The 732-nt window shown below is 67.8% G+C and carries 1 protein-coding gene; it reads right to left on the reverse strand.

The annotated features are described in order from the left end of the window. Window positions 1-732 (reverse strand): ImcF-related family protein (locus tag F6S12_RS32520; protein WP_315869960.1); only part of this gene is annotated, 732 nt, incomplete at both ends.

A 732-nucleotide genomic window follows, 5' to 3' on the forward strand; every position in this document is an offset into this window, starting at 1 on the left:
GGCCACGCTGGTGATCGGCACGAAGTCGATGTCCGCCAGCAAGGCGTCCCACTGGCGCAGGTAATCCTGGAAGTACAGGCGGCGCACGTCGGCGGCAAGGCTGGCGACGTTCTGCTGGTCGGCCTGATCGCGACCCAGCACCCACTGTTCTTCCGCCAGGGTGCCTGCCTGGTTGAGGCTGGCCAGGAGGAAGCCCTGGCGGTAGCCCTTGGCGGTAAACAGCCCGCTCAGGGGCTCGCTCAACGGCTTGCCGCTCTTGCGGGTGAACACCAGCGCGGCGTCACGGCCACCGGCCTCGCTGAGGCGAAAGTCCGGCACGCCGTCCGGCAGCTTGGCGCGCTTGACCCGGTCATACACCCGCTGGGCCACCGGCAGCTGCTGCAGCTGGCGGCGCAGGTCGTCGATCAGGCGCTGGTCCAGGCGTGCGTTGGGCGGATGCTTCTCGAACAGCGCCTGCAGGTGGCCGGTCAGGGCCTGGCGTTGCTCGGGCGGCAGGTCGCGGGCCAGGGTGTGATCCCAGTCCAGGGTGATCCAGGCCTTGATGAAGTCCGGGTCGTAGTGCTCGCTGTCCGCCAGCATCAGGTAGGCCTTGAGCCCCTCGTAGAGGAAGTCCGAGTTGCCGCCGCTGTGCAGTTGCTCTTCGATGCGGGTCATCAACCGTGGGGCGAACACCGCCACCAGCAGCTTGCGATAGACGCTGGCGGACTCGGCTTCGAGCATGTCGCCCTGGTA

The sequence above is a fragment of the Pseudomonas sp. JV245A genome (genome assembly GCF_032424515.1).
GTDB classification, from domain to species: domain Bacteria; phylum Pseudomonadota; class Gammaproteobacteria; order Pseudomonadales; family Pseudomonadaceae; genus Aquipseudomonas; species Aquipseudomonas protegens.